The organism is Desulfogranum aggregans (genome assembly GCF_055398265.1).
Map to the genome: position 1 here is coordinate 3332898 of NZ_AP042447.1, position 21488 is coordinate 3354385.

Consider the following 21488-nt stretch of genomic DNA (forward strand, 5'->3'; position numbering starts at 1 on the left):
GTTACCTGGGTGTAACTTTCGTTTTTTGGGGAAACATGGCGTACCCCGCTAAATCAATTGAAATGGCATTAAAACTACATGCTTCGTGCATACATTTCAAGCAATTGATACACTCCCCGCTGTTTGGTGTCTCGTTAAAGCGGATTTCCACCGGGCAGACACTGTGACAGGCGCCGCACTTGGTGCAGTTTTCCGGATGAAAGTGCAGCCTCACCAGGCTGTAGCGGTTAAACAGGGCATAAAATCCACCAAGGGGGCAGGCTGTCCGACAGAAGGGCCTGGAGGAGGTGATCGACCAGCCGACGAACCATAGGGCAATGGTGAGCTTGCCGGCAAACAGCCACCCAATGATGGAGCGTAGTTCAGGCTGCAGCAACAGCATGGGGATGCCCGCCTCCAGCGTTCCGGCAGGGCAGATATATTTACAGAACCAGGGATCTCCCATGCCGCTATCGGCTCCACTTGCCAGGGGCAGTAAAACGACGAAAAAGAGCAAAAAGAAATATTTTCCCCATCGCAACGGGCGTGCGATGGCGAACTTTGGAGATGGAATTTTGTATAATAACTCCTGCATCAGGCCAAAGGGACAGGCCCAGCCACAGATGAAGCGTCCGAAAAAGGTACCGAGCAGACCTGCTGAAGCGACCACATATGTGCCGACATAAAGTCCGCCGGTCTCCAGTGTAAAACGGATGCCAGCCAACAACTGCTGCAGCCCGCCAAGGAGGCAATAGGTGGTGGCTGCAGGACAGGAGTAGCAGTTCAAACCGGGAGAGCAGACAACCTTCAGCGGTCCCTGGTACAGGTTGCCGGTAAAAGGAAAGGCCAGGTAACTGTTGGTGAGCAGCAGCCAGAGCCACTGTATCCATCGACGAACAGCTTCCATACCCGTTAACCTATGCCGATGCATGCCAAACAGACGGTTTTGGCCTGTTCAAGTATACGGCTGGGCTCTCCCACATTCGTTCCCACCAGGAGCAGCAGGAGGAAAAAGCAGAGGAGCAACGCCTGGATTTTGCGAAGACGGCGGGGCGTAGTCATGGTTGATGCAGGGCTGTCAGGGGTATTTCTTTCGGTCCGGCCTATTGGGAAAGGAGGCTGACCAAACGGTCCAGGTCGTCATTGGAGTAATATTCAATCTCCAACTTGCCCCGTTTCCCCTGCTGCACTATCCGCACCTTGGTGTTGAGGTGGTTGGTGATCTGGGTCACGACTGTCGTACAGTAGGAAGAGGGGAGGGCGTCTGCCTTTTTTTGCGGAGGTCGCTGGACTGGCGCTGCCTGCTGTATCTTTTTGCAGAGCGCCTCTGTGGCCCGCACCGACAGCTCTTCAGAAATGATCCGATCGCGAACTTCGGTCAGCAGATCGGGGGTATCCTTCAGCCGCAGCAGGACTCGGGCATGACCCTCACTGAGGAGGCCGCTGATAACATCCTGCTGTATAGGTGAAGGCAGGTTGAGCAGACGCAAAACATTGGTAATGGTGGATCGTTTTTTTCCGACTCGACGGGCGACCTCTTCCTGGGTCAGGTTGAATTCATCGAGCAGTCGAGCATAGGCGGTGGCCTCTTCGATTGGGTTGAGGTCGTGGCGCTGGATGTTTTCAATCAGCGCCAATTCAAGCCCAGAGCTCTCGTTCTCGTTTTCCATGACCACAACCGGCACCTCTTCACGGCCGGCCATTTTCGCTGCACGGAGACGCCGTTCGCCGGCAATCAAGTCGTATCGGTTGCCTTTTTTACGGGTAACGAGCAGTGGTTGTATGACCCCTTTTTCCTTAATGGATTCGGATAGTTGTTCTAGTTTTGACTCGTCAAAATAACTCCGTGGCTGGTCAGGGTTTGGGTCAATTTTTTCAATATCGCACATGAAAAAACGATCTTCTTCCTCTGTCATGTCGGTCGGGAGAAGTGCCCCGACCCCGCGCCCTAGAACGTTTTTTTTCCCCATGGTGTTTGCCTACTGTAATCGTTGTAAAAATTCTTTGCCGAGCTTGGTGTACGCTTTGGCCCCGCTGCAGTTTTTGTCGTACTCAATGATCGTTTGACCATGGCTTGGACTTTCGCTGAGTCGGACATTGCGCGGAATAACAGTCTGGTATACCTGGGCCCCGAAATGATTTTTTATTTCGCTGGCCACAGAGTGAGTGAGTTTGTTTCTTCGATCATACATGGTCAGCAGGAGTCCTTCGATATACAGTTCCCGGTTTAGGGTCTTTTTGACCGTGCGGATAGTTGAAATGAGTTGTGCCAACCCCTCTAAGGCAAAATACTCGCATTGCAGGGGGATCAGGACCGAATCGGCGGCTGTCAGGCTGTTAACGGTCAGGAGTCCCAAAGACGGGGGACAGTCGATAATGATGAAGTCAAAGGTTTCTTTGAGAGGGCGCAGAACGGTTTTTAGCTTTTTTTCCCTGTTCTCCTGTGCAACCAACTCAACCTCCACTCCAACGAGGTCCATGGATGAGGGTAGGACGAACAGGTTTTTTTGTCCTGTTTTTTGAATACATTGCTCAGCGCTCGCACCGTTGGTGTAGCAGGTGTAGATGTTTTTACCGCCAGTGTCGTCGAACACCCCGACCCCGCTGGATGCGTTTCCCTGGGGATCCGAGTCGACAAGCAGCACCTTGTTTTTTTTGGTTGAGAGCACAGCAGCCAGGTTCATGGCGGTTGTGGTCTTGCCAACACCACCTTTCTGGTTGGCTATAGCTATGGTTTTTGCGTACAACGTTGCTCCTTTGTTGAATCTTACCGAATCAGGAACAGTTGAGACTGCGTTTTACCGAGGGGCTGTTCTGTAGAGAAAAGCACCGCAAAAGGACGGAAAAACTCAGGCTCGCCAAGCCGTCTGCGAACCTGCTCGAACGGCATAACTGCCCGGTTGGCAATGCGTTGTTATACGTAAGTATTACAATGACATTGCCGCGTGCGCCTGCACCGTTCTTCAATGTTCACTGAGTCAGGTCTTACTTTATTGACGAAAACAGCAAACAGTATACTATACTCAGCCGCATGAGCATACATTTCTCTTGCTGATATATTTAAAAAGTATGTTTCACGTGAAACATTGAGACACTGGAGAGGATGATGGGGTTTGATAGTGATGTGCTGATTATCGGCAGTGGTGTTTCCGGGCTGTCCTATGCGTTGAAGGTCGCTGCCTTTGCAACGGTAACGATTGTAACCAAAAAAACGAAAGCTGATACGGCAACCAATCTGGCGCAGGGTGGGATTGCTGCGGTATTGTCGGTGGAGGATTCAGTGGAAGCGCATGTGCAGGACACCCTTGTCTCTGGCGATGGGTTGTGCCGGGAGAGTATTGTGCGTATGGTTGCTGAGGAGGGGCCGGAGCGTGTCCGTGAGCTGGTGGAATTCGGGGTGGATTTCAAACGAGGAGTTGACGGAAGTTTTGACCTGGGTATGGAGGGGGGGCATTCGGCGCGAAGGGTGGCCCATGCCTACGACCTTACCGGCAAGGAGATCGAGCGTGCGTTGCTTGAGCAGGTAGCGGCTAATCCGCGCATCATGGTGCTGGAAAACCACCTTGCCATTGATTTGCTGGTGGAATCTCGGGCTGTTCGGGGTGGGGAGCGTATACGTCGGAAGGAGCGTTGTTTAGGGGCGTATGTACTCAACCGGGAGAGTGGGGCGGTGGAGGTGTACCAGTCGAGGGTGACGGTGCTGTGTACCGGGGGGTGTGGGAAAGTGTATCTCTATACCACCAACCCGGATATTGCCACGGGGGATGGAGTGGCAATGGCCTACCGGGCGGGAGCGCAGGTGGCTAACCTGGAATTCATCCAGTTCCATCCCACCTGTTTTTTTAATTGGGAGGCCAAAAATTTTCTTATATCCGAGGCGGTACGAGGGGAGGGGGGCGTCCTGATCAATGAGCAGGGCGAGCCATTTATGGAGAAATATGACCGGCGCGGCGACCTTGCCACCAGAGATGCCGTTGCTCGGGGGATAGATGCGGAAATGAAGTCCAGCGGTGCGGATTGCGTGTATCTGGATATTACCCATAAGTCCAAAGAGTTTTTGCAGGAAAGGTTTCCAACTATCTATCACACATGCGCCCGATACGGAGTGGATATCAGCGAGCGCCCCATACCGGTGGTGCCGGCGGCCCACTATATGTGCGGTGGGGTGGTGGTGGATGCATGGGGGCAGAGCTCGCTGGAGAATTTGCTCGCCTTTGGGGAAACCGCCTGTACCGGGCTGCACGGTGCCAATCGGCTGGCAAGTAATTCCCTTTTGGAGGCGGTGGTGTTTGCCCACAGGGGCGCGGAAATGCTGAGGGAGCGTATCGCTACCCTGCGTGCGCAGAAAAAGGTGGTTGTGGACCCATGGAAAACAGGGGGAGCTTCAGCGCTTGACGAGTGGATTCTGGTGAACCACAACTGGGACCAGCTGCGGCGCATGATGTGGAACTATGTAGGTATAGTAAGGAATACCAAGCGGTTGAACCTGATGCAGCGCCGACTCCAGTGGCTACTGGATGAGGTCAATGAGCACTTTTATGATTACCTGTTAACCCCGGACCTGGTGGAACTGCGCAACCTGGCTGTTGTGGCCGATCTCATTGTGCGTAGTGCAACCCACCGAGAGGAATCAAGGGGGCTGCACTATACGTTGGACTATCCGCATCGGGATGATGCGGAGTGGGCAAAGGATACAGTGCTTGTTCGTGAGTGGAAGGGTGGGGTTACTCGTTGAATAATCCTTTCAACATTTGTAACCCCTGTTCCATCTCTTTCATCATCTGTTCCTGGTCCTGCTGGGTTTGGTCTGGCGCAGCAGGTGTTTCGCCGGAAGGGAGAAAGGCCGGGCCGGTGGGGAAGGCTGTCAAAGGCTGATTTTGCAGCCTACTGGCTCCGTCCGGTTCTTTCAGGGTAGTAATGATCGAGTTGATCATCTGGCGCATCATGGAGTCAGCTTTCCGGTCATGAATAACCTCGATCTGTTCCGGGCCCGTAAATGCCGAGGCGGGTATGGCGGAGGTGGTGTCGATGGCGGTGGCTGTCATGGTGGTCCTCATCCCCATCACCGCGGTTTCGCTCCGCAGGGGTATATCTGTCTGGTGGATGGTGAGGATGGTGCTTACCCCAGCGATTTCCGTTCGGTCGCAGGAATACCCGAGCATGGAATCAGCGTTGGGGCTGGTGGTACCGCCCATGGTCATCATAGCCGTCCCCACCTCTTTGCTGTTGTTGAGGACATTCTGCCGCTCCTGTGGGGTGAGGGAGGCATAGGCCTCGGAGTATATTTTTGCCGGGTTGGTAATTTTCGTGGCCTCCTGGTCGCTCAGATTATAGGTGGTTATCCACTCAGGAGTCGTCAGTTCAATGGTAGCTGACTGTACCTCCATGCCCATCATGGACATGGAGGTAGTTCGATGCACCGCCCGATAGGCACCATGTTCTTTTATGTAGAGGGTTTCCGTTCCCTGCTCTGTGCCGCTCAGGGAATAGTGGATTGTCCCCTGTTCAAAAGGTGTTGACATCACCCAGGGGTGTTCTTCTGCAGCGAGGGGGAGGAAACTACAGAGAACGATGAGGCAAAGCAGGGAGAGTCGGGTGAGCAAATGTGGGTTCATGGGGTCCTCGTTTAATGGTTGCCTGGTAAAAAAACCGATGGTATCACTATGCTCAGGTGTCGCTCACCGAGGTCTCCAGGCGGTGAACGATGCATTGTTTATTCAACGTACCATTAGATTTATGCTCACTGCAATACACTTTATAGCCGAACGGCGTATCGAAAAGGCTATGGCCGAAGGGACTATGGCGGACCTCAGCCACTGGAAGAACAAACCCCTGCCAAAGGATGACATGGAACACGTGCCTTCTGATCTGCGAATGGGGTATCGGATTCTCAAAAACGCAGGGTATGTTCCTGAGGAAGTGGGGCTGCGTAAGGAAATCAGCTGTGCGGAAGAATTACTCCGACGGTGCACAGATGAGCAGGAGAAATACAAGCAGCTGAAGAAACTGGAGTACTTGCGCTTCAAGCTGGAGGTTCGCATGGGAAAGAAACTCCAGCTTGACGATCAGTCTGCATATTTCGACAAGGTGGTAGACACCTTGTCGGGTGATAAAAAATAACGTCTCTACGGCCAGGGTATTACAGGATAATGGTTTGGTCGAAGGTGGTTTGTGCGTTGCTGATTTTTTCCCCATTGCCAATGGTTGCCCGCATTGCCTGCTCCCGGAAACGGGAAAACAACGGCGCATAACCGCGCAGGGTAGCTGTTTTTGTGCGTATAACCTGTTCGATCCGTTGGCGTTTAAATTCCGGCGTGACTCCGGAGAGGTATTCATTGCGGGCAGTGGCCCCTTTGGCTGCCGGGCCCTGGTGAGGGGTAAGGTTACCGTAGGTGCCTATGATTAATTGACTGAGCATGTCGTCGCTGATCTCCAGCTTTTCAACGGTTTCTTCCAGCGCATCATAGGCCGCATAGGTTTTATCAATCTGCGGATCACGATAACTGACCACCCCGAAGTTACCGGTGAGGTGGTTGAACTGGATGAAGCAGCCATATGCCCCGCCCTTCTGGCGGACAGTATTCCACAGGTAATCTCTGGATATCCAGGTCTTCAAAACCTCAAAACCACCCTCGTACTGGGTGGGGTCAGGAAAGAGGGTACATCCCTGTACATTGTAGACGACTTCGGCCGACGTGTGAAAGGCATGACTGGTGGCGAGGCGATCAAAAACAGGGGGAGCGGCGGAGGGAAGTTGGGTGGGAAGGGCGTGAACCAGTGCCGGAGCCAGCTGCTGAAACTGGGCAATATCAGCCTGGTCGGCTGTAACGCAGAGAGTAAACCCATCCCGTCGCAGCAACCGATCTTTTATGACGGTGAGCGCTTGGAGGAACCGCTCCTCTTCCTCTTCATAGTGGAGGGCCAGTTGTCTGAGCTGCAGGTAGGCGTGTGATCCGTTGATGTATTCGTTATATTTTCCGGCCTGGCTTAACCCGGCAAAGACCCTGGTGGAGGCAAGGGTGTACCCCTCGCTTTGAATGGAGTGCTCGGCCCAGGCATATTCCCGTTGAACAATTTCTCTGATGCGCTGTCGATTTTCAAGGTTCACATCAGTGAGCACCTCGTGGAGAAGCGACAGTGCTTTTTCCAGGTTGGAGGAGAGGGTTTTGAGGTGAAGCCACTGCACGGGGCGGACATAATCCCGGGAACCGAATTGCAGATAGGTATTGAATGAGTGGGAAAAACCACCGGTGTAGAGGTTGATGTCCTTGGTGAACTGGATATAGTCCTTGGTGCTGGTGCCGATCTCCGTCAGGATGGTACCGAAGATATCCAGGTAGCCGAGCAGTTCCGCTGCCAGGGTTGAGCAATCAAATCCGAAATCCAGATAGCAGATACCATTGGTCGGGAGATCATTAATTAACAATTCGGCACCGGCAAGCTGGGAGGGGGTGACCGCGTGCATTCGCGGGGCAGGGTCGAGGTCATCAACGGTCAATCGCGGCAGCAGGCGCAGGCTGGATGCTGGGTTGGGAGTCGATTGGCGTTCTATGAGTTCACGGGTCCTGGTTGCAAGCGCCAGTCGCTGTTCCTCGTCCAGTTGGCGGGCGTGCGCCTCCAGCCGTTCCTGTTCCCTTCGGGTATTCTGCTGCAGTTTTTCCGGGTCCGGGAAAAGGGTGACCACCACTGTTGATGGATTGTCGAGCAGATGCTGTTGAATAAGGTGCTCAAAGTAGCGATTGTTCAAGGCATCGTGACGTATTTCAGCGAGCAGTGCTTCCGTCTGCAGTGCGGTGAAAGGGTCAAGGTCGTATTTCATTGCCGGCAGCACCTTGCCGACCAGATCAAGGCCACGTTGCGCCTTGTTCATCTCTTCGCGAACAGAGAATTCATACTTGTTGAGCTCGGAAAGGACCAACTCACGGTCAAGTGAATTGGTCACCATGCGGGCAAGGGTTGACCTGTACAGCTCCAGGAAGGTGTCGCGCTTGTCCTGGTCAGAGCCGATGAGGTATGTCATCATGATGCCGATGTAGGTCGAATTCCCGAGGAAAAGGCCGCCAAAATCGCGGCACAGCCCTGCTTCAATAATGGCCTTTTTCAACGGGGAGGCGTCGGAGTTGAACAGGATATGGGCAATGATCTGAAAGGCGGTGTTCTTCTTGCGTTCAGTAGCTGTCCCGACAATGGAGCTGACCGCATGGAAGGTTTTCTGGCCAAGGTCTCCGTCGGGCTGGACCGGGTAACCGGTTTCTTTAAATACCATATCCTTTGCCGGCTGTCCCGGCTCAATGGTCGCCTTGGGCACCGGTGTGGAGAAACGGCATAGGACCTGCTGGTCAAGAAATGCCAGCTCCTGATCGAGCGGGGCATTTCCGTAGAAAAAGAAGGTGGCATTGGAGGGGTGGTAATGATCACGATGAAAGCGAACGAACTGCTCATAGGAGAGATCCGGAATGTGCGCCGGATCACCACCTGATTCGTGGGCATAGGTTGAACCGGGAAGCAACCCTTTATAGGTTTGGTGAAAGAGCGCACGAATGGGATCGGAAAAAGCCCCTTTCATCTCGTTAAACACCACACCGGAGTATTCGATCCGGTCTTCGGGGTTTTCCAGGTGAAAGTGCCACCCTTCCTGTTCAAACGTGGTCTGGTCGAGCAACGGAAAAAAGGTCACATCACAGTAGACATCCATGATGTTGAAGTACTCTCGAAGGTTGCGGGTGGCAAACGGATACCAGGTGGTGTCAGCGCCGGTCATGGCATTGAGAAAGGTCATCAACCCGCCCTTGTTGATTTCCCCAAAAACGTCATGAACAGGATATTTTTCCGACCCCATGAGCACGGAGTGTTCCAGGATGTGGGCAACGCCGGTGGAGTCCTCTGGAACTGTCATGAACGAGACACAGAAGGTTTTATTGGGATCGTTATTTTTGATGGCCAGGGCTGTACAGCCAAGGCTTTGGTGTTGGAACTGATATACCGTGGATCGGATTTCTGCAATATTCTGGGTGTCGATCAGGGTGAAGTTGTTGTATGTCTTGCCTTGGATGAAGTCGGTCATGGTAAGTTGTGGGGTCAAAAGGTTTTATGGGAGTCCAGCAGCAGGGTTACCGGACCGTTATTGGTGAGGCGAACCTCCATTTCAGCCTGAAAAGTGCCGGTCTGAGGAGGAAAGCCGATGCGTGTACATTCTTCGATGAATTGGTCGTACAGCCGTTCAGCCTGATGGGGCGGCGCCGCCCCCGACCAAGACGGACGACGTCCTTTCCGACAGTCCCCATAGAGGGTGAACTGGGAGACAACAAGCAACTGACCTCCCACGGTGTGTAGGGAGTGGTTCATCACCCCCTTTTCGTCATCAAAAATGCGCAGATGAACGATTTTTTCAGCCAGCCACTGGATATCCTTAGCGGAATCAGCGGCATGAACACCCAGCAGGACAAGCAAGCCCTGGCCAATGGCACCGCTAACAGTACCGTTGACTGTCACCTGGGCCTGGGAAACACGCTGAATAACGGCTCTCATAGTTGGTAATGTACGGTGGTGGTTGCGTGTTGTCGGTGTTCCCTGCCGTCGTGTGAGCAGGGCGTGGTGTTAGCTGCGCAACGGATCAGCAGCCAGTAGGTGCTGGACGATAGCCACAGCGGCAATAGCAGCGGTTTCACCGCGGAGAATATTTTTTCCAAGGCTGAACGGTTGAAAGCCGGCTGCAACAAGCATGGAGATTTCCTCGTGGTGCCAACCGCCCTCGGGGCCGATGCACAGACAAATAGGCCCGGGTCTCCTGGTAGCGAGGTCAAGGGGAAGGGTGGCGGAATCCTCCTGTTCATAAGCAACAAATTTGTATGCATAGGGGGTGAAATCGATTTCCGACAAAAAGCTGATCGGCTGAATCTGCATGGGGCTGACGCGTTTGGATTGCTTGCAGGCTTCAATCATAATCCTTTGCCAGCGTTGCCGACGTTGGAGCGTGGTATCGCGTTGTTCGCAGAATCGTGAACAGAGGGGGAGGAGCTGGGCCACACCAAGCTCGGTTGCCTTCTGGATAACGACCTCCATTCGTTTCCCCTTCAGCAGGCCTTGCACGAGGGTGACTGGCATGGACGAGCCGGTTTCGACGCGAGAGGTGCGTTTGATCTGTGCCGTAACCTGCTTTCGGGTAATCGCTGTAAGCGTTGCATCATAAATGCGGCCTGAGCCATCGATGAATTCCACTTCAACCCCAGCGGAAAGGCGGAGTACTGTGGCCATATGGTGGGCTTCCGTACCGGTGAGGACCACTAAGTCGCCTGTAATTGAATCGGTTTCAATAAAAAATCGACGCATGGATATACGGGAATTCAAGACAATCAGACTCGCACGCTGCAGCCGCTGTATGCATAGTGGCGTATCCTACAGGTTTGGGGTATTTGGTGCAAGAAGAATGGAGCGTTGAAAGAGCGGACGAAAAAAGGGGGTTGCCCCTTCTGGAACAACCCCCTTTTTACCTTTATGGTACGTGCACCCTGCACGTATATTTAACCGCTTCAGCCACTTTTAGCGGCAGGTTTTTTCATCTGCTCACTGGCCTCGTCGATGGCTTTATCCGCTTCTTCCTTTGCGGCATCTCCAGCGGCATCAACAGCTTTGTCAGTAGCTTGCTTGACTTGTTCTTCAGCGCTCCCGGCGCTGGTGCTATGTCCGCTTCAGCCACTGCCTGCAGCAGGTTTCTTCACCTCGCTAGCGCTCCCGGCGCTAGGTTGTGAACCTCCTCAGCCGCTGGCGTGTGCGCCGGGAACGGCGACGCCACCGGCACCGATCAGCCCGGCTACACTGAGCCCGGCGAGCAGCTTATGCAATTCTTTTTTCTTCATAACATCCTCCCTGAAAGGAAATTAATCAGTGGAAAAGAAGAGAGGTAGAACCTATTATTCTCAACTTTCCAATAGGCTTAGTATATTCAATACTTCAGGGATGTCAAGTGGGATAGAGGGGCGGTACAGGAATGGAAGCTCGTCGGTACTTGGTGATTGTATAGGAAACCGGCCCCAGGCAACGGACGCTGCCGACGGCCGCAAAGGTGTGAAGCGGGATTTCTGGAAAATAGACGTCACCATCGACGTCCAGGTCTATAAGGGAAACAAGGAGGGTGTCGGCACGTTTCATCGCTTCCTGGTAAAGAAAAAAGCCGCCGATGATAAACACCTTTGGAGCCTGTCTGCATCGAAACAGGGCTTCCTCCAACGAAGAAACAACATGACAGGTGGAGGAGGGGAGGTCGAGCTGGCTGGAGACGATCAGGTTTGTCCGACCGGACAACGGGTGGCCGATGGATTGATAGGTTTTACGCCCCATGACCACAGGATGTCCCATGGTGATGTGTTTGAAAAAGCGTTGCTCAGAGGGAATGTCCCATGGTATGCGGTTTCCCTTGCCGATAATGCGCTGTGCCGTCATGGCGACGATGATGATAATTTCCACAGGGGTCCTATGTAACAGTGGAGAGGGCAGTGTACCCTTGCATTATTTGCACAATTTACTTTATGGTGCATATCCATTTCAGAGTAGAGCAAGCCGGGAAAACAAGCCAGGAAAATAAGGGGGTGAGGTGATGAAGGTGCTGATTTACGGAGCAGGGGCACTGGGACAGGCGATTGGAGCGATGCTGTGCGCAGACGGCCACAGGGTCCACCTGTTGCTGCGTGAGCGATTTAAGGAGGTGATTGTACACAGTGGATTACGAGTCCACGGTATTTTTGGCGAATACCAGGTCTCATCCGATGCATTGGGTCTCCTTACCAGGCTGGACCAGGTAGCTCTCCATGATTATGACTACATCCTGCTGACAACCAAGGCCTATGATACCGCTGCCGCTGTTCGCGAGTTGAACGACCTGGACGGGTTTTCAGGAGTAGTCGTGTCCATGCAGAACGGGTGTGGGAATGTGGAACAGGTAGAGGCTGTTTTCGGCCGTGAACGCACATTGGGAGCCAGGGTCATTACCGGCTTTGAGATAGAGTGTCCGGGCAGTGTCCGGATAACGGTCTCTGCCGACGATGTTCATGTGGGGGGATTTTGCGGAGGAACGATTCCGGCAACAGCGGTACGATTTGCCCAGGCCGTTGACCACGCCGGCCTGCCGTGCCGTGCGGTGAAGGATGTTCAGCAGGACCTGCTGGCAAAATTGCTCTACAACTGTGCGCTTAATCCCTTGGGAGCCATTTTGGAGGTGCCGTACGGGGCGCTGGCACAGAGCAGAGAGTGTCGTAAAATTATGGATCAGGTCATTGACGAAACCTTTGCCGTGATCAAGGCCATGGGGCAGAAAACCCTCTGGAAGGATGGTGATGCCTACCGGCCGGTCTTCTACGAGCGGTTGGTTCCGGTTACCGCCTCCCACCGCCCCTCTATGCTCCAGGATATTGAGCAGGGAAAGCCAACCGAGGTGGATGCGCTTGTTGGTTATGTGGAAGGGCAGGGAAAACTCCATGAAGTTGCCACCCCGATATGCTCAACCCTGTCCGCACTGGTTCGCTTCAAGGAAAGCGCAGCGCATGCGTAAAGGCTGTTGAGCGGTGGATCGACCGTGCCCCTCTGCCGGCAGGGGGACACGGTAGGGTACAAGACAAGGGATGGCTACGCTATCCCTTGGAAGGCTCGGCAGCCTGGATTGGTTGTTCCTCACCAGCGGCCATGCCCAGGCCGAGGCGAAGCTTGTGGCTTATGTCAGCCACCATCTCCGGGTGCTCTTTGAGAAAATTTTTGGCATTTTCTCTTCCCTGCCCGATCCGTTCATCCTGATAGGAGTACCAGGCCCCGCTTTTATCGACCAGGCTGTGCTCCACTCCAAGATCAAGGAGGTCACCGATCTTGGAGATACCCTCACCATAGACGATATCAAATTCCGCCATTTTAAACGGCGGGGCAACCTTATTTTTAACAACTTTGACTTTGGTGCGGTTGCCGATAATGTCCTGACCATCCTTGATCTGGTTCATCCGGCGTATATCGATGCGGATGGAGCTGTAAAATTTCAGTGCATTGCCGCCGGTGGTGGTTTCTGGATTGCCGAACATCACCCCGATCTTCATCCTGATCTGGTTGATGAAAATGAGAACCGTGTTGGTACGTTTGAGTACGCCGGTGAATTTTCGCATGGCATGGGACATAAGCCGTGCCTGAAGGCCAACGTGCTGGTCTCCAACATTACCGTCGATCTCAGCCCGGGGGACCAGGGCGGCCACCGAGTCGATAACAATGACGTCAATGCCGCCGCTACGCATGAGAATCTCGGTAATCTCCAGGGCCTGCTCTCCAAAGTCGGGTTGAGAAATCAGAAGGTTGTCCACATCAACCCCCAAACGCTCTGCATAGCTGGTGTCAAGGGCGTGTTCTGCATCGATAAAGGCGGCATTACCCCCCATTTTCTGGGCCTCGGCAATGACATGGAGCGCCAGGGTGGTCTTTCCCGAGGACTCAGGACCATAGATCTCTGTGACCCTGCCCCGAGGAAAACCGCCGACCCCCAGTGCGAGGTCGATAGAGAGTATCCCTGTGGGGATCGTAGGGATATTTTCTCGCTCATCAGAGCCAAGGCGCATGATGGCGCCCTTGCCGAATTGCCGTTGAATCTGCGTGATTGCATTGTCAACACTTTTTATTCTGCCCTCGGCAGCCGATTCTTTAGGTGCAGCCATTGGATCTCCTTAATGGGTGGTTCATCCCTCTAACAGGGCTCGGCGTACGGTATCGATAGCGGTGTACGCTGTGAGTTCTTGAATGTGGGTGCGGGTACCGGTGAACTGGTAGCGTTGGTCGTCCACCCGGTTGTCATGAAACAGGCCAATATACACCGTACCTACCGGTTTTTCCTTTGAGCCGCCTCCTGGACCGGCAATACCGGTGACAGAGACGGCTGTCGAGCAATGCAGGCGGGCGGCAAGACGGGCAGCCATCGCTCGAGCGGCCTGGGAGCTCACGGCACCATAATTGTTCAGCAGGTTGGAGTCAACCCGGAGGAGTTCTTCTTTCAAAGCGTTGGAGTAGGCGACAACCCCTCCGGCAAACCATCGTGAGCTGCCGGCCACCTGGGTCAATTTGCTGCCGATCAGGCCGCCGGTGCAGGATTCGGCCACACAGAGCATCCGACCTTTGCCGCTGTTGAGCATCAGGTTACCGACCGCCTCTGCCATGGAGATCTCGCCGACTCCGAAAAGGGCGCTGCCCAGCGACTCCCTGATGGCCTGGTCAGTGGTGGAAAACCGCGCATCGCACGATGCCTCATCCTCTGCTTGTACGGTCAGGCTGACATGCACTTCGCAGCCAACCGGGTAGTAACCGATCTGCACGCCTTCACTACGCTCCAGGGTGAGCAGGCGACGGTTGACTTCATTTTCATACAGCCCGAAGATGCGGTACAGTTCCTGACGGATACATCCGGAATGGTGGGGGAACCAGTCCTGAAGGACTGGAAGAACCTTGGTGGTGAGCAGGTGTTCCATCTGGGACGGGATGCCGGGAAGGAAAAACAACGGTTTACCGGCATGCGACAGGAGGTAGCCGGCCATTTGGTATCCTTCATCCAGAATGGTCGCCTTCTCCGGGAGCCAGGCGAGTTTTTCCACCGCCGCCCGCTGGTGCATGCTCAACTTTTTATGTCGCTTTTCTATCCCTTCAACAACCTGAGAGTGGAGCGCTCCGTTGAGCTGCAGGGCATCAATGACGGCTTGATTGGTCAGGTCATCGGTGGTTGAACCGAGTCCGCCGGTGATGATAACAAAGTCGGCGTGGGCAAGACTGTGGCGAATGGCGCTGCCTATAAGTTCAGGTGTGTCGCCAATGGTATGTATCGAGCGGATCGTGTGCCCGGCGGCATAGAGGTGACGGGCGGCATAGCCGCTGGTGGTGTTATTGATCCTGCCGTTAACCAACTCGTCGCCTATGGCGATGATCTCTCCTCTCATCGATCTCCTCTCTTGTTCACAGCAGGCGCACTGTACTTGGTAAGCTCTTTTTCCTCAAGCAACTCTTCATTGATGCGGCCGATAGGCTGGCCATTGTCCATGCGCATAAAGTTCACGGGGATTGTCCGGCGAATCAAGCTGTTGGGACCGTCAAAAAGGAGCGGAATGTAATTTTCCGAAAAGCCCTGCAGCAAGCCGGATTTTTTCTGCCGCCGTTCAACCAGGACATTGCAGGTTGTTCCTTGTTGCGCTGTATAAAAGGAAGTGCGGAGGGAGGTGTCCAACAGCCTCAGTCGTTTGACTCTTTTTTGTTTCACCGGTCCAGGGATCTGGTCGGCAAAGGAGGCGGCAAGGGTGCCGGGGCGATGGGAATAGGGAAAAACATGGAGGTAGCTGATCGGCAGGCTGCGAATGAGCTGATAGGTATTTTCAGCCTCTGCATCACTCTCTCCGGGGAACCCGCCCAGGACGTCACAACCGATAGCTGCATGGGGAATGGCCTGGTGAATAGTGAGGATCACTCGACGAAATGTTGCCGCAGTGTATTGCCGGTACATGCGGTGAAGGACGTTATCGTCGCCACTTTGCAGAGGGATGTGGAGGTGGGGCATAAAGTTGGCATGGGAGACCAGCAGGTCGAGCAGCAGCTCGTTGACTTCCGTGGGTTCAATGGAGCTGAGCCGGACGCGCAGCTTCGGAAAGGCTCTGCACAGTCTTGCGAGCAGTGAATAGATGGTTTCGCCTTCTTTGAGATCACGGCCGTATTTTCCAATGTTGATGCCGGTAATGACCAGCTCTCTGTATCCCTCTTCAACAAAGGTTGCCGCCTGGCCGAGGACAGCTTCAACCGGGAGGCTTCGGCTTGGTCCACGTGTATAGGGGACGATACAGTAGGTGCAGAAGTTATCGCACCCGTCCTGTATACGGAGATAGGCACGGGTCCGGCCGCCGAATCGTCGGACCGGCAGGTGACAGATCTGCTGCTGGTTGCTGATTTTTCCCATCAAGACAGTGACATCAGGAATAGTCTCGGTTAGAGCAGTGTCAACCACCAGGTGTTTGTAATCATTGCCTACCAGGCAGCCTTTGTCCCCGACAATGTCCAGGACCGTTGCCGGATCCATCTGGACGTAGCAGCCGGTGACGAGCACACGTGCCTCTGGATTGGTCTGCATGGCCCGCCGGATGAGTTGGCGTGATTGCTGCCCAGCTTTGGCGGTGACGGTGCAGGTGTTGATCACATAAATATCCGCTTTGCTGGAAAACGGTACCAGTTCGCCACCGGCATCCGTAAAGCCGGTGGCAAAGGAGGCGGACTCGAACTGGTTGACCTTGCAGCCAAGGGTGGTGATGGCGATTTTTTTCATGAAGAGATAGGGAATGAAAAGGCAGAAAAGTGACTATGCTTCTATTATACCGCTGCCGATTAACTTGTCACCCTCATAAAAGGCGGCAAATTGTCCGGGAGTGACGGCCCGCTGAGGGAGGGAGAAATAGACGCTGCCGCGCGTCTGTCCCAACGGTGTCAGCCTGGCACGGACAGGTGCGTGGCGGGAACGTATCTGGACCATCCCCCGCCAGGGAAAGAGGGTGGGGCGGTACTGCCACTGGAGGCTGTGCACCTTCATCATTGGCCGCAGCAATGTTTCGTTTTTGCCGACGATCAGCCGGTTGCTGTGGGTATCAATTCCTGTGACGTACCAGGGGGTTGCGTCGGGTATTCCAAGGCCTCTTCGCTGTCCCACGGTATAGTGAAATATGCCGCGATGACGCCCAACAGGGATACCGGCGGTGGTGACAATATCTCCCGACCTCCCCTTGAGTCCGTGCTCAGCAAGGAATGTGGAAAGCCCCTGGGCAAGAAAACAGACATCCTGACTCTCGCCATCGGCAAAGCGGAACCCCAGGGAGGAAGCCTTGCGGTAGGTGTGTTCCTTGGCCCATCCGGCAAGGGGAAACAGGTGGTTGCGCAGTTGTCGCGATCGCAGGCGGCAGAGGAAGTAGGATTGGTCCTTGCCGCTATCAAGCGAGCGGCAGATACGTGGCTGACCATTGGAGACGATGATGCGTGCATAATGACCGGAAGCTGTTTGCTGCATTCCTTTGGCATGCATTGCATCGAGCAATTGGCCAAACTTGATGAACCGGTTGCAATAGATGCAGGGGTTGGGGGTTACCCCTGCTCGGTAGGCGTCAAGAAAGTAGCGAATAACCGAATCGGTAAACTCCTGCCTGAGGTCCAGCAGATGAAGAGGGATGCCGAGCGCTGTCGCTACCCGGCGCACCTGTTCTTTTTGCTGCTCCAGGCCAGGGACCGGCAGCAGCATGAAAAAACCGTGGACAGTGTATCCTTGCTCCAGCAGAAGGGCGGCCGCAACGGTGGAATCAACGCCGCCGCTGACCGCAACCCCAATGGGTATGTTTGGCTTATCAGGCATACGGTTTTGCCGCTTGGCGGTGAAAGGCAGAGGAATGGATTTCCCGGGAGAACAGGTTGAGAGTTATATGTCCCAATGGGGCAGGAGGTTGGCTGCTGCGTGAATTATCGTTCACCGGGCAGGCTATCAGTGCGGCATGCAGAATAAAACCAGGTGAACGGGACTTGCCACTGCCCGATGGCAGAGAGAGCATACCCGAAGAGTTGCCTGCTACAAAATTGATTTCAGCACATCGCACTCACGGCAGATGGAAATTTTTTCTTTCCACGATTTATTTGCAGCACATTCACAGAGGGTGCCGGAGAGGAACCAGCAGAGGTGACCGGCCTGGAATTCCCACGCGGGACACTCTTTTTTCCGATCACATTTTTTTAGATTCCAGCAGTCCTTGCGCTTGGCAGCAGCGGATTTACGTTGGTTGACAAGGAGAAAATAGAGTTGCCGTTCAACGTGCGCCGGAATCGACCGCCAGCCCTGTTCATAGCTCTGAACAGCTTTTAGAGAGACCCCGAGTAAACTGGCGAGGGCTTTTTGTGTTTTACCTAACTTGGCTCTATACCTTGCAAATTCTTCACGCTTCATGACTATCCCCACCATATTTTGCTTCTCTCTGCTACACATACCACACCGTGCTTGAAGCGGCAAAGTATTTCTCAGAGGGGCGGTGTGTCCGGTTGGGTGATGGTAAAAAAGATGGCATTTTTTTATCGGGATTGTGTACCCTGATAGGGTGCGGCAATCGTTGATACCTCCTCAACCTTTCGGGTGTGCTCAATGTCGGATACGACGGATAATGAAAAACCTCATGGCGTGGGCTATACCCGCCTGTTCAGAGCTTTCTGGTGTTCTATGGCCGGAATCAGGGCAGCCTGGAACAATGAAGCGGCTTTTCGCCAGGAAGTGCTCCTGTGCATGCCCTTGATTCCACTGGCGGTGGTCTGTGCCTCCACAGGGCTGGAACTGGCACTCTTGCTGAGTAGCCTGTTGCTCATCCTGATGGTCGAGATACTGAATTCTGCCATTGAGGCCGCTATCGACAGGGTCGGGCCGGAGCGCCATCCCTTTTCCAAGCTGGCCAAGGACCTTGGGTCGGCTGCGGTCTTTTTCTCGCTGGTCAACGGAGGGGTCGTGTGGCTTTGCATCCTGCTCTGGTGATTATCCGGGGGGATTATTGCGTGATTAATTGACTCGTCAGAGTAAGTGGTTATAATAACTATAGGTCTGTGGACAGTAAGCTGCAGGTATGGGCTGCTGAAACCGTTTCACTACTGAGAGGAGGTGCAAATGGCAGTTAAAGTACTTATCAGAAGAAAAGTGTCCGAAGACAAACAGCAGGAACTCTCCACCTTGCTGCGTGAGCTCAGAACCTTGACCACCAATCGTAAAGGGTATATTTCCGGGGAGACATATGATCGCTTCGATAACCCCGGTGAGAGCCTTGTTGTCAGCACCTGGCAGTCTGCTGATGATTGGCGTGAATGGGTGCTCTCTCCCGAGCGACAGGTACTGCAGTCAAAAATTGACCAGCTGCTCGGCGAAGAAACAACCTATGAGATTTATCAATATTCATAGGGCTCATCTAGGGAGTGCGGTTATCCCGCAAAGGGAGAGGTAACCGCACGTAGCTAGATCCAGCAATGTAGGAATAAGCAGTGAGTTACCGTACGCGGTAGCTGACTGCTTTTTTTTTGCTTTTCTCTTCCGCTGGGAGAGTCGCTGTCCGCACCGTCCTTTTTTCTGTCGTGTGTCAGCTTTTTTTGCAGAGTGTAAAAGAAAAAGTGACACGAATAGGATTCTTCGCTGGGCGTCAATATTCTGCTGGCGTTCTTTTTTAGGCTAACCTTTCGGTATTACTACTCTTGCTGCGTTTGCTGTTTACTTGGGATAATGCGCTGATGGTGGCACGTGTCCTGCTCTCAGAAATACAGAGCGAGGGGACAGAGGAAAACGGCGAAAGCCTTTACCACCAAAGAGGACACCATCATGAGCGCAACTCGACAGGTCCAACAGAAAGCATCTGCAACGAATGTTCACTCAAAATTCGCTATCGCTGAATCGAGAGACGCTGCACATGGTGCAGCAAAGGGCATCCCGGGCAACACCCACGCCACACCGCAGGAATCATTGATCAGCATGGAAGCGTTGACAGAGCAGAGAAAAAATGAGTTTGTCTTTCTCTAACCTGGACCAGTGAGCGTTCACGCACTGACCATGGAAAACATTCCGAGTCTACGCTGATACCGATACAAGGTCCGGGCTTGTCGTTTCACACAGGACATGATGGTCCCCCAAGCCTTTGCAGCTTTGCAATCCAAGGGGGCCTGTCACCAACCGTCCCGTCCGTTGACTTCAGGATACGGTACCGTTAAGGTGCATGGTTTTTCCGTTGAGCTGATTTTGCCGTCAGCAACCTTGGCTCCTGCTGCCTTCATCCAAGCGTTTTCCAGGCACCTGAACGGAAATGATGCGCTTTTCCTCCTCTTTGCTGCAATGCAAAGCCCTTCCCTTTCCCGTGCCGCTCTTCATCGACTCCCCCTGTTGTTCCGCCTTCCTTGCTGCATTTCTTTTGGGCTGTGTTCTCTCTGCCGTGATGCGGGGGCTAACGCATCAACAGTCAACAGCACTGAAAGTCGCCGGTAGTTACCTGCTCCTACGGGAAACCAGTTCGCCGATGCTGAGCGGCTTTCCGCTAATGCATGAAGAAGAACCGCGCAGTGGGGAAGAGGAAAAAACTTTTACATTGAACTGAAATTCCTTATATTCTTAATACATAAAGGGGTGTCGTCCGGGGGATGTGCCGAGTTGACCGTTTTATAGGTCTGTGAGTCCTCCTTGAGCGGGAAAGGGCAGGCAGGCGCACATGGGTAAGTCCTGGCCGGCATTCATCAATGGGATGACCAATATTATTTTATGGGAGAGGGCGATATATGAGTGGAGATGAACGTTTGAAAAATACTGGGTTAAGAGGGGTCACCGTAGCGGATTCGGCCATTAGTTTTATCGACGGAGAGAAAGGTGTGCTCATCTATCGCGGTTATAGGATAGAGGATCTGGCGGATAAATCCTCGTTTATGGAGACCGCCTACCTATTACTCTACGGAACATTGCCCTCCACCCAGGAACTGCAGCAATTCAGCGACCGGGTGAAGGCTTCCCGCCAGGTTCCCGAATATGTGTACGCGAGCATGCAGCAGTGGCCGAAAACCGCAGCCCCCATGGATGTCCTGCAAGCGGTTGTTCCGCTACTGTCCATGGCAGACACCCATGGCGAAGGCATACATCGGGAAGCTTATCTGCAGCGCTCCATTGAGTTGATTGCCCGGCTGCCCACCCTGACGGCGGCTTGGCATCGGATTCGCAACGGACTTGATCCACTGCCTCCTGATGATCAACTCGGTCACGCGGCCAATTTTCTGTGGATGCTGCAGGGCGAAGTGCCGGATGCGGCAACCGCCAAAGATCTGGATGTGTGCCTGGTGCTCCATGCGGACCATACCTTTAATGCCTCGACCTTTGCCGCCAGAGAGGTGGTGTCCACTAGAGCTTCTCTGTATGCAGGGGTCGCTGCCGGCCTGGGCGCCCTTTCCGGCAGTTTGCACGGAGGGGCAAACGCCCGGGTTATGGAGATGCTCCTTGATCTCGAACATGAGCAGGATATTGAAGGTTGGGTACAAAAAAGGGTGGCCGAAGGGGAGAAGATCATGGGTTTTGGGCATGCCATCTATAAAACCGGCGACCCGCGTGCGGTATATTTGAAAAAAATGGGAACACGCCTGGGCGAGCAAAGCGGCCAACAGTGGTATTCCATTTCAGCAAAGGTGGAGCAGGCGACCTTGGCTGAGTTTGCAAAAAAAGGCAAAACCACCATTCTGCCCAATGTGGATTTTATGAGTGCGCCGGTCTATTACATGATGGGAATTCCCATGGATCTGATGACGCCGATTTTCGCCCTTTCCAGGGTTTCTGGTTGGTGTTCGCATATCATTGAAGAGCAGTTTGCCGATGCCCAGGACAAACCTGCTCTTTATCGCCCCAAGGCAGAGTATGTGGGAGAATATTGCGGTTTGATGGGGTGTGAGTATACCCCGCCGGATTCCCGACAGTAGTTTTCCTCCGCCTGGTAAAC

The 21488-nt window shown here is 53.8% G+C and carries 22 protein-coding genes; 7 read left to right on the forward strand and 15 right to left on the reverse strand.

What is annotated here, in order from left to right; all coding sequences use genetic code 11:
* Position 1: 1 nt before the first annotated feature.
* The 4 genes from ACZ52Z_RS14735 to ACZ52Z_RS14750 are packed head-to-tail and all read right to left on the reverse strand — an operon-like array spanning position 2 to position 2726.
* Positions 2-886, reverse strand: a complete 885-nt coding sequence (locus ACZ52Z_RS14735; RefSeq protein WP_464267532.1) for a 4Fe-4S binding protein — start codon at positions 884-886, stop codon at positions 2-4.
* Between the two features lie 5 nt (positions 887-891).
* Positions 892-1041, reverse strand: coding sequence for a hypothetical protein (locus ACZ52Z_RS14740; protein ID WP_464267533.1), 150 nt, complete (start codon positions 1039-1041; stop codon positions 892-894).
* Positions 1042-1082: 41 nt separating this feature from the next.
* Positions 1083-1949 carry a ParB/RepB/Spo0J family partition protein gene (locus ACZ52Z_RS14745; protein ID WP_464267534.1) on the reverse strand — a complete coding sequence of 289 codons (867 nt, stop codon included), beginning with the start codon at positions 1947-1949 and terminating at the stop codon, positions 1083-1085.
* Positions 1950-1958: 9 nt separating this feature from the next.
* Positions 1959-2726: a ParA family protein gene (locus tag ACZ52Z_RS14750; RefSeq protein ID WP_464267535.1), complete on the reverse strand. Its 768-nt coding sequence runs from the start codon at positions 2724-2726 to the stop codon at positions 1959-1961.
* 359 nt (positions 2727-3085) lie between these two features.
* Between ACZ52Z_RS14750 and nadB the strand changes: the two genes are divergently transcribed.
* A complete protein-coding gene (gene nadB, locus ACZ52Z_RS14755) occupies positions 3086-4714 on the forward strand; it encodes an L-aspartate oxidase (protein ID WP_464270803.1) in 1629 nt (542 codons plus the stop codon).
* On the opposite strand, the gene ACZ52Z_RS14760 is transcribed toward nadB, so the two are convergent.
* Positions 4704-5594 (reverse strand): hypothetical protein, encoded by an 891-nt coding sequence (locus tag ACZ52Z_RS14760; protein ID WP_464267536.1) that lies wholly within the window; start codon positions 5592-5594, stop codon positions 4704-4706. The two genes, nadB and ACZ52Z_RS14760, sit on opposite strands and share 11 nt — an antisense overlap.
* 121 nt (positions 5595-5715) lie before the next feature.
* On the opposite strand from ACZ52Z_RS14760, the gene ACZ52Z_RS14765 reads away from it, so the two are divergent.
* A complete protein-coding gene (locus tag ACZ52Z_RS14765; protein ID WP_464267537.1) occupies positions 5716-6099 on the forward strand; it encodes a DnaJ family domain-containing protein in 384 nt (127 codons plus the stop codon).
* A gap of 19 nt (positions 6100-6118) precedes the next feature.
* Here ACZ52Z_RS14765 and ACZ52Z_RS14770 read toward each other — a convergent pair whose 3' ends face one another.
* From ACZ52Z_RS14770 to ACZ52Z_RS14790, 5 genes are all read right to left on the reverse strand, one after another.
* The gene (locus tag ACZ52Z_RS14770; RefSeq protein ID WP_464267538.1) at positions 6119-9061 is read right to left on the reverse strand and encodes an insulinase family protein; all 2943 of its coding nucleotides are present in this window, start codon (positions 9059-9061) and stop codon (positions 6119-6121) included.
* Complete coding sequence (gene dtd / locus ACZ52Z_RS14775; RefSeq protein ID WP_464267539.1) at positions 9058-9507, reverse strand: D-aminoacyl-tRNA deacylase; 450 nt, start codon at positions 9505-9507, stop codon at positions 9058-9060. Before dtd ends, ACZ52Z_RS14770 begins: the two co-directional genes overlap by 4 nt.
* A gap of 69 nt (positions 9508-9576) precedes the next feature.
* A complete protein-coding gene (locus ACZ52Z_RS14780) occupies positions 9577-10326 on the reverse strand; it encodes a 16S rRNA (uracil(1498)-N(3))-methyltransferase (protein ID WP_464267540.1) in 750 nt (249 codons plus the stop codon).
* 182 nt (positions 10327-10508) lie between these two features.
* Positions 10509-10835, reverse strand: coding sequence for an SbtA family thio(seleno)oxazole RiPP natural product precursor (gene sbtA, locus ACZ52Z_RS14785; RefSeq protein WP_464267541.1), 327 nt, complete (start codon positions 10833-10835; stop codon positions 10509-10511).
* A gap of 103 nt (positions 10836-10938) precedes the next feature.
* Positions 10939-11442, reverse strand: coding sequence for a dihydrofolate reductase (locus ACZ52Z_RS14790; RefSeq protein ID WP_464267542.1), 504 nt, complete (start codon positions 11440-11442; stop codon positions 10939-10941).
* A gap of 130 nt (positions 11443-11572) precedes the next feature.
* On the opposite strand from ACZ52Z_RS14790, the gene ACZ52Z_RS14795 reads away from it, so the two are divergent.
* Positions 11573-12523 carry a ketopantoate reductase family protein gene (locus tag ACZ52Z_RS14795; protein ID WP_464267543.1) on the forward strand — a complete coding sequence of 317 codons (951 nt, stop codon included), beginning with the start codon at positions 11573-11575 and terminating at the stop codon, positions 12521-12523.
* Between the two features lie 79 nt (positions 12524-12602).
* Here ACZ52Z_RS14795 and recA read toward each other — a convergent pair whose 3' ends face one another.
* The 5 genes from recA to ACZ52Z_RS14820 all read right to left on the reverse strand — a co-directional run bounded on the left by recA (position 12603) and on the right by ACZ52Z_RS14820 (position 17944).
* Entirely contained in the window at positions 12603-13658 is a 1056-nt protein-coding gene (gene recA / locus ACZ52Z_RS14800; RefSeq protein ID WP_464267544.1) for a recombinase RecA, read from the reverse strand.
* Between the two features lie 21 nt (positions 13659-13679).
* Positions 13680-14924 (reverse strand): CinA family nicotinamide mononucleotide deamidase-related protein, encoded by a 1245-nt coding sequence (locus tag ACZ52Z_RS14805; RefSeq protein WP_464267545.1) that lies wholly within the window; start codon positions 14922-14924, stop codon positions 13680-13682.
* The gene (gene mtaB / locus ACZ52Z_RS14810) at positions 14921-16291 is read right to left on the reverse strand and encodes a tRNA (N(6)-L-threonylcarbamoyladenosine(37)-C(2))-methylthiotransferase MtaB (RefSeq protein ID WP_464267546.1); all 1371 of its coding nucleotides are present in this window, start codon (positions 16289-16291) and stop codon (positions 14921-14923) included. Before mtaB ends, ACZ52Z_RS14805 begins: the two co-directional genes overlap by 4 nt.
* 33 nt (positions 16292-16324) lie before the next feature.
* Positions 16325-17362 carry a tRNA 2-thiouridine(34) synthase MnmA gene (gene mnmA / locus ACZ52Z_RS14815; protein WP_464267547.1) on the reverse strand — a complete coding sequence of 346 codons (1038 nt, stop codon included), beginning with the start codon at positions 17360-17362 and terminating at the stop codon, positions 16325-16327.
* A 210-nt stretch (positions 17363-17572) separates the two neighbouring features.
* Positions 17573-17944 (reverse strand): helix-turn-helix domain-containing protein, encoded by a 372-nt coding sequence (locus tag ACZ52Z_RS14820; protein ID WP_464267548.1) that lies wholly within the window; start codon positions 17942-17944, stop codon positions 17573-17575.
* A gap of 192 nt (positions 17945-18136) precedes the next feature.
* On the opposite strand from ACZ52Z_RS14820, the gene ACZ52Z_RS14825 reads away from it, so the two are divergent.
* From ACZ52Z_RS14825 to ACZ52Z_RS14840, 4 genes are all read left to right on the forward strand, one after another.
* Positions 18137-18517 carry a diacylglycerol kinase gene (locus tag ACZ52Z_RS14825; RefSeq protein ID WP_464267549.1) on the forward strand — a complete coding sequence of 127 codons (381 nt, stop codon included), beginning with the start codon at positions 18137-18139 and terminating at the stop codon, positions 18515-18517.
* A gap of 129 nt (positions 18518-18646) precedes the next feature.
* Positions 18647-18934, forward strand: coding sequence for an antibiotic biosynthesis monooxygenase family protein (locus ACZ52Z_RS14830; RefSeq protein ID WP_464267550.1), 288 nt, complete (start codon positions 18647-18649; stop codon positions 18932-18934).
* 411 nt (positions 18935-19345) lie between these two features.
* Positions 19346-19543, forward strand: coding sequence for a hypothetical protein (locus ACZ52Z_RS14835; RefSeq protein WP_464267551.1), 198 nt, complete (start codon positions 19346-19348; stop codon positions 19541-19543).
* 746 nt (positions 19544-20289) lie between these two features.
* Positions 20290-21468 carry a citrate/2-methylcitrate synthase gene (locus tag ACZ52Z_RS14840; protein ID WP_464267552.1) on the forward strand — a complete coding sequence of 393 codons (1179 nt, stop codon included), beginning with the start codon at positions 20290-20292 and terminating at the stop codon, positions 21466-21468.
* The last annotated feature ends 20 nt before the right edge of the window (positions 21469-21488 follow it).